The organism is Polaromonas sp., from assembly GCF_049790275.1.
Classification (GTDB): domain Bacteria; phylum Pseudomonadota; class Gammaproteobacteria; order Burkholderiales; family Burkholderiaceae_C; genus Polaromonas.
The window spans coordinates 25,098-31,318 of record NZ_JBAQYR010000069.1 but is presented as its reverse complement, the minus strand read 5'-3'; the positions used below and the strand labels follow the sequence as shown (position 1 = coordinate 31,318).

The following is a 6,221-nucleotide window of genomic DNA, read 5'->3' as shown; positions in this document are numbered from 1 at the left end:
CGCGCTGCCGCTGTTGCGCGGGCGTGCCGGCACGCCGGGCCGGCTCGGTGGCCAGGCAGCGCCGGCCCTGCCGCTCAAGGACGTCGAGACGGCGCTGATACGCAAGGCCGTCAACGAAGCCAAAGGCAACGTCATGAAGGCGGCGCGGGCGCTGGGCATCAGCCGCGCCACCGTTTACCGGCGGCTGGGCGGCAAAGCCAAATGATCCTGGAAACCGTAGTTGAACGCGCCCGAGTGGGCCGTCATGGGGTGCTCTGGTAAGGCGTGACGACGCGGCAGGCTATTGCCTGCAAGGAGGAGCAACGCCGCCAGCGCGCCCCAGGGCGGCTCGATCGGGCGCGTAGCGCTGTCACCCCAATGGGGACGATATTCGTGCCGAAAAGGCCCGTGTCCTTGCTGCTTCGCCAGCGATTGCAAGCGGTCAACTGCGGTTCCCCGGATGATCAGTGCTTGGGGTGCATGGCATCGGCCTTGCCTGATGCCGGCACGGCAGCACCCGGCGCCGAAGCCGCCACCGGCAGCTTCAGCTCCAGCTTGCTCTGCTGGCCTTTGGCGTCCTTGAAAGTCAGTGTCAGCGGCACGGTGCTGCCCTTGGGCAGGGCCTGCTTCAGCTCCATCAGCATCACGTGGTAGCCGCCGGGTTTGAGCTGCACGGTCTGGCCGGCGGGCAAATCGAGCACGGGCACGGCGCGCATCCGCATGACGTCGCCCTCCATCTTCATTTCATGGACTTCCGCCACGCCGGCCACGGGAGACGATGCACCCACCAGCCTGGTGCCGTCTTTGGACATGATGTTCATGAATGCGCCGGTGCCCGACTGGCCCGACACGGCGCTGCGCACCCAGGCGTCCTTGACCTCGACCGTCTGGGCATGGGCGAATCCAGCGGTCAGCGCCAGCAAGGCAACAATGGTTCTGAGTTTCATGGTGTTTTCTTTCCTTGGTTGATAACGATGATAAAGACGATGGCAAAGCCCGGTTCAGGCGGGGTTGACGAGGGGCTTCAGTGATGGTGTTGCGCGGAGGCGGCAGGCTGGATCTCCAGCAACACCGCGGGGAATTTCAGCCCCTGGGTGGCAGTCCCCGATACGGGAACGTCGCTCCAGTCGTTACTTCCGCTGTCGCAGGTCTGCAGCACCTTGAACCAGAGCGGGCCGGCGCTTTCGGGCAGCTTGCCGCGCAACACGAACTCGTCAAAAAACGCGTCCGGCAGTGCGACCTCCCTGGTCGCCGCCTTCCAGCTCACGACGGTCACGTCTTCCGTCACCTGTTTGCCGTGGCTGTCATGAGGTTTGGCCAGTTTGCCGAGCTGGGTGGTCACCGTCCAGCCGGCTTTCGGGTAAGGCTTGGCGCCCAGGAAACCGGTCGGGATCTGCACCGACACGCCGGTGGTGGCCGAGCCCTGGCAGCCATGGCCGACGAGGAACACGGCTTTGTAGCTGCTGCTGGCGGGCGCGCTTTTGCTCTCCAGAACAATATGAGAAAAAGCGGCTACAGCGCCCGCCAACCCTGCGCAAGCAGCTATTAATTTGGTAGCAAATGGAAAATGCACGATAAAACTTTCAAAAACGGTATGGGCAGTCCTGGGGCTACAGGCTCACGTTCTTCGTGGCCATGCCCAAGGATTTGGCAGATGGCTCTGTCTATGCGCCAGCCAGGAAAAATGCACGCAAAGGTGCGCGAAGAGATGCCATGGAACTACGCCCTGAAAATGAAAAGAAACGGTATGCAGGCCGAAAGGCCAGCACACGCCAGGCCTCCGGAGAGGCGCTTCAGTTCAAAGTGCAGGCGGGCCGCGGCTGAAAGGCAGCCCCGGCGAGGAGGCCGAGCGAACGGCGTCCTGGACAACAGCGGCCACAGCGCTGACGGCGGCGGGAAAAACGCTGGCTTGCTGCAGCGGCGGCAAGCCCGGCCCGGCGGATCCGCACAGGTCGCAATGCGAGCCGGCCAAGCCGTCCGAAGAATCACCGGGGCCCGCATCCAGCGTGCCGGCCGCCACGGAACAAAGCCCGCCCAGCTTGCCGGTGCGCATCTCTTCCGCCAGCATGGACACAGGCGCCAGCAAGGCCGAGAAGACGGCCACAAACCCCAGCCACGCGGCGAAGCGGGCCCACAGCGGGCGGGAGGACGAGGTGGTTGGCACGGGCTGATTATAAGGACCGCAAATGCAGGGGGCTTTTCCCCGCAGGACTGGACTATACCGACCCACCCCGCCTATACTGCTACAAAATAAATAGCTGGTTGCGCCCGCCCACAAAGGGCCGGAGGCCTGTTTTATGGACAACTACCGGATGGGTTCCTGATCAAGCCCCCACGCCACATGCTCACGCACGATCTGACTGGAATGTTCGCACCGCGCCAGCAGGGCACCGTGCAAGGCTTCGTCTGCACCGGCGCGCAAGGCATTGCCCATGGCCACCGCGATGTTGCGCAGCCAGCGCTCATGACCGATGCGTCGGATCGCGCTGCCTTCGGTGTAGCGCAAAAACTCTTCCTCGGTCCACGCAAACAACGTCGCCAGTTGCTGGCCGGTCAACCCCTGGCGCTCGTCGAAGTCGGGCAAGGCACTGCGCTGCGCAAACTTGTTCCAGGGACAGACGAGCTGGCAGTCGTCGCAGCCGTAGATGCGGTTGCCGAGCAGCGGGCGCAGCTCCAGCGGTATAGCGCCCGCATGTTCGATCGTCAGGTAGGAAATGCAGCGCCGGGCATCGAGCTTGTGCGGCGCGATGATGGCCTGGGTCGGGCAGATGCTGATGCAGGCACTGCAGCTGCCGCAGTGTTCGGTCACCGGCTCGCTGGGCGGCAGGGCCAGGTCGACATAAATTTCGCCAAGGAAAAACATGGAGCCGGCTTCGCGGTTGAGCAGCAGCGTGTGTTTGCCGCGCCAGCCCTGTCCGCTGCGCGCGGCGAGTTCGGCCTCGAGCACCGGCGCCGAATCGGTGAAGACGCGGTGCCCCAGCGCGTGCACCTCGGCTTCAATGCGCTCGCTGAGTTTTTGCAGCCGCGCGCGCATGATCTTGTGATAGTCGCGTCCCCGCGCATACACCGACACAATGGCTTCGCCGGGCCGCTGCAGGCGCGCCAGCTCCATCGCCTGCCATTGCCCGGGCTTTGCGGGCGTGGATGCCGGCAAATAGTCCATACGCGCCGTGATCACGCTGACCGTGCCGGGCACCAGTTCGGCCGGCCGCGCACGCTTGAGGCCGTGCACCGCCATGTAATTCATGTCACCATGAAAACCGGCAGCCAGCCATGATGACAATCCTGCTTCAGCCGATGACAGGTCCACACCGGCAACGCCGATTTGCGAGAATCCAAGCTCACGCGCCCATGTCTGAATTCGAGAAACAAATTGATGGCTATTGAAGATCACCAGGACATTGTAAAAAGGATCACCTGGGACACCGAAACCCAAACCCAGGTTTTTGCCGAAGCACTGGCAGGCAAGCTGCACACCGGCGCGGCAGGCGGCAACGCCATCATTCAATTGCACGGCGACCTGGGTGCAGGCAAGACCACCTTTGCACGGCATCTGCTCAAGGCCCTGGGTGTGCTGGGCCGCGTCAAAAGCCCGACCTACGCCGTGGTCGAACCCTACACGGTGGCAGGCGCTACACCGGGCAGCACGCTGGCCATCTGGCATTTCGATTTTTTTCGCTTCAACGACCCCGACGAGTGGGAGGAGGCCGGCTTTCGCGACATCTTCGCCAGCTCCGGCCTGAAGCTTGTCGAGTGGCCGGAAAAAGCCGGCAGCCATCTGCCCCCGGCCGACCTGGACATCCATATCGAGATGCTGCCTAGCGAGACGCGGGCCGTCACCTGCACTGCCCGAACGGACGCCGGCACGGCGTTGCTGCCATGAGCAACATGCTGCCTGCCATCAACCGGCGCAGCGCGTTGCAGATGGGCAGCCTGGTTCTGTTGCTGGGCGTGCAGCAGATCGCCCGCGGCGCAACCATCCTGGCGGTGCGGGTGTGGCCTGCCAAGGACTACAGCCGCGTCACCATCGAATCCGATGCGGGTCTCAAGACCAAAACCTACTTTATTGCCGAGCCGCCGCGCCTGGCGGTGGACATCGAAGGCATCGACCTGATCCCGGCGCTGCGCGAGCTGGTGGCCAAGGTCAAGCCCGACGACCCGAACATCTCCGGCATACGCGTCGGGCAAAACGCACCGGGTGTGGTGCGGCTGGTGGTCGATCTGAAGCAACACATGCGGCCGCAGGTGTTCACGCTGCCGCCCGTGGCTGCCTACCAGCACCGCCTGGTGTTCGATCTCTACCCGACCCAGGTGGCCGACCCCCTCGAGGCCCTGATCGCCGAACGGCTGAAAGACAAGCCTGGAGCCGGCGCTGCCCCCGACCCGCTCAGCGAGCTGCTGGCGCGCCGGTCGGAGCGCCCGGAAGCAGGCAAGCCGGGCGGCGACGCGCCCTCTTCTGGTCCCGGCGACGGAAAGGATCCGGCGGCCGGCCCCAGCCCACCGGCCGCACAGGCGCCGAAGGACAACACGAAGGGTGGCGCGCCGGACCGCAACAAGACCGACCGGCTCGTCATCGTTGCACTGGACCCCGGCCATGGCGGCGAAGACCCGGGCGCCGTCGGCCCCGGCGGCACGCGTGAAAAAGACGTGGTGCTGCAGATCGCCCTGCGCTTGCGCGAACGCATCAACAAGCAGCCCAATATGCGCGCCTTCCTGACACGCGACGCCGACTTTTTTGTGCCGCTGCACGTGCGGGTGCAAAAGGCCCGGCGCGTGCAGGCCGACCTGTTCATCAGCATCCACGCCGACGCGTTTTTCACGCCGCGGCCCCAGGGTGCCAGCATCTTTGCACTCAGCGAAAAAGGCGCATCCAGCAGCGCCGCACGCTGGATCGCCGACAAGGAAAATTCTGCTGACCTGGTGGGCGGGGTCAACGCCAAGGCCAAGGATGCGCAGGTGCAGAAAGCACTGTTCGACATGAGCACCACCGCGCAGATCAATGACAGCCTCAAGCTCGGTGGCGCCATGCTGGGTGAAATCGGCAGTGTCGGCAAGCTGCACAAACCGCGTGTCGAGCAGGCCGGCTTCGCCGTGCTCAAGGCGCCCGACATCCCGAGCGTTCTGGTGGAAACCGCCTTCATCAGCAACCCTGACGAAGAGGCCAAGCTGCGCAGCGAGGCTTACCAGGTGCAGCTCGCCGATGCCCTGATGCGCGGCATCAGCGGCTACTTCGCCAAAAACCCGCCGCTGGCGCGTAACCGGCCGCTGTAAGCCAGCGCCTTCCGCAGCAGGCCGACAGGCAAGCTAGCCCCCTTCCTACAGCAGGGAAGGACGGTCAAACCTAAAGTAAAAACAGGCAGCGGTGAGCGCGCCCATGCGTTCATGGCGCGTTGTCTGCACAACACACGAAAGGTGGACACCATGAAAAAATTATTGATAGCCACAACAGTCGCCCTGATCACCCTGGCCGGCTGCGGCACCAACCCGAGCAATGCACAGATAGGCACGGCAACCGGCGCCGTCATCGGCGGCGCAGCCGGCAATGCGCTGGGCGGCGGGACGCTGGGCACGGTGGGTGGCGCGGCTGCCGGCGCGCTGATCGGCAATGAAATCGGCAAACGCCAGGACCAGAAGCGTTAGGCCAACCTCCTCTTTCTGTTCTGTCCGGCAGCCGGCGGGCCTGAAGGGCCTTACACCGGATAGATCAGCGAGTTGAGAATCATCTCGCTGTCGTACACACACAGGCGGCGCCGGAATTTGAGACCGCCCTCGGTTCTGACGATCTCATCGACATAACGGCCGACGTTGTAAACCTCGCTGACACTTGCAGGCCGCGTGCGGAACACCGCATAGTTGGCCCCCGCCGTGATGACGCCGTCACTATCAGACAGCACCCGTGCCGGGCTGATGACATGGCGCGTGTAATACGGGGCGTGATAGATCGTCTGCGTGATGCCGTATACGCGGTCCTTCATCATGCCGCGGCTTTCAAGATCCATCAGCGCCAGCGGCAGGCCGCGGTCGAAGTTCTCGCGTGCCTGCAGAATGTAGCGGCCATCTTCAAGAAAAAATTCGGGCCAGTCGCTAAAACGCTTTTCGTCCAACGTCGCCGCATAGGCGGCATTGAGCTGGTCTATTTCGTACTGCAGCTGCAGGTGGCCAGGCAACGCTGCGCTCATACCGCCGCCTCCGTCATCACATACTCTGCAGACACCCAGGTGTCGGCGGCCGGCGCCATTCGC

Annotated in this window: 9 protein-coding genes; 4 read left to right on the top strand and 5 right to left on the bottom strand. The window is 64.0% G+C overall.

Features of this window, described 5'->3' with window-relative positions; genetic code table 11:
• The coding region (locus WA904_RS09900) for a helix-turn-helix domain-containing protein (RefSeq protein WP_425196958.1) at positions 1–205 on the top strand (205 nt) is incomplete at its 5' end.
• Between the two features lie 238 nt (positions 206–443).
• Here the strand turns inward: WA904_RS09900 and WA904_RS09895 are convergent.
• The 4 genes from WA904_RS09895 to queG form a co-directional block, all read right to left on the bottom strand.
• Positions 444–926 (bottom strand): copper chaperone PCu(A)C, encoded by a 483-nt coding sequence (locus WA904_RS09895; RefSeq protein ID WP_425196957.1) that lies wholly within the window; start codon positions 924–926, stop codon positions 444–446.
• Positions 927–1,003: 77 nt separating this feature from the next.
• Complete coding sequence (locus WA904_RS09890) at positions 1,004–1,552, bottom strand: YcnI family protein (protein WP_425196956.1); 549 nt, start codon at positions 1,550–1,552, stop codon at positions 1,004–1,006.
• Between the two features lie 225 nt (positions 1,553–1,777).
• Positions 1,778–2,143, bottom strand: coding sequence for a DUF2946 family protein (locus tag WA904_RS09885; RefSeq protein WP_425196955.1), 366 nt, complete (start codon positions 2,141–2,143; stop codon positions 1,778–1,780).
• A gap of 141 nt (positions 2,144–2,284) precedes the next feature.
• Entirely contained in the window at positions 2,285–3,340 is a 1,056-nt protein-coding gene (gene queG, locus WA904_RS09880) for a tRNA epoxyqueuosine(34) reductase QueG (RefSeq protein WP_425196960.1), read from the bottom strand.
• Positions 3,341–3,355: 15 nt separating this feature from the next.
• Here queG and tsaE point away from each other — a divergent pair, with 15 nt between their 5' ends.
• From tsaE to WA904_RS09865, 3 genes are all read left to right on the top strand, one after another.
• A complete protein-coding gene (gene tsaE, locus WA904_RS09875; RefSeq protein WP_425196954.1) occupies positions 3,356–3,862 on the top strand; it encodes a tRNA (adenosine(37)-N6)-threonylcarbamoyltransferase complex ATPase subunit type 1 TsaE in 507 nt (168 codons plus the stop codon).
• The gene (locus WA904_RS09870) at positions 3,859–5,250 is read left to right on the top strand and encodes an N-acetylmuramoyl-L-alanine amidase (RefSeq protein ID WP_425196953.1); all 1,392 of its coding nucleotides are present in this window, start codon (positions 3,859–3,861) and stop codon (positions 5,248–5,250) included. Before tsaE ends, WA904_RS09870 begins: the two co-directional genes overlap by 4 nt.
• Positions 5,251–5,400: 150 nt before the next feature.
• Positions 5,401–5,619: a glycine zipper domain-containing protein gene (locus WA904_RS09865; protein ID WP_425196952.1), complete on the top strand. Its 219-nt coding sequence runs from the start codon at positions 5,401–5,403 to the stop codon at positions 5,617–5,619.
• Between the two features lie 50 nt (positions 5,620–5,669).
• Here the strand turns inward: WA904_RS09865 and WA904_RS09860 are convergent, their stop codons facing one another.
• Positions 5,670–6,158, bottom strand: coding sequence for an aromatic-ring-hydroxylating dioxygenase subunit beta (locus WA904_RS09860; RefSeq protein ID WP_425196951.1), 489 nt, complete (start codon positions 6,156–6,158; stop codon positions 5,670–5,672).
• Positions 6,159–6,221 lie beyond the last annotated feature (63 nt).

Bases quoted from the DNA above. Each gene is read 5' to 3' on its own strand.
- WA904_RS09895 (WP_425196957.1), bottom strand. From the start codon at position 926: ATGAAACTCAGAACCATTGTTGCCTTGCTGGCGCTGACCGCTGGATTC.
- tsaE (WP_425196954.1), top strand. From the start codon at position 3,356: ATGGCTATTGAAGATCACCAGGACATTGTAAAAAGGATCACCTGGGAC.
- WA904_RS09870 (WP_425196953.1), top strand. From the start codon at position 3,859: ATGAGCAACATGCTGCCTGCCATCAACCGGCGCAGCGCGTTGCAGATG.
- WA904_RS09865 (WP_425196952.1), top strand. From the start codon at position 5,401: ATGAAAAAATTATTGATAGCCACAACAGTCGCCCTGATCACCCTGGCC.
- WA904_RS09860 (WP_425196951.1), bottom strand. From the start codon at position 6,158: ATGAGCGCAGCGTTGCCTGGCCACCTGCAGCTGCAGTACGAAATAGAC.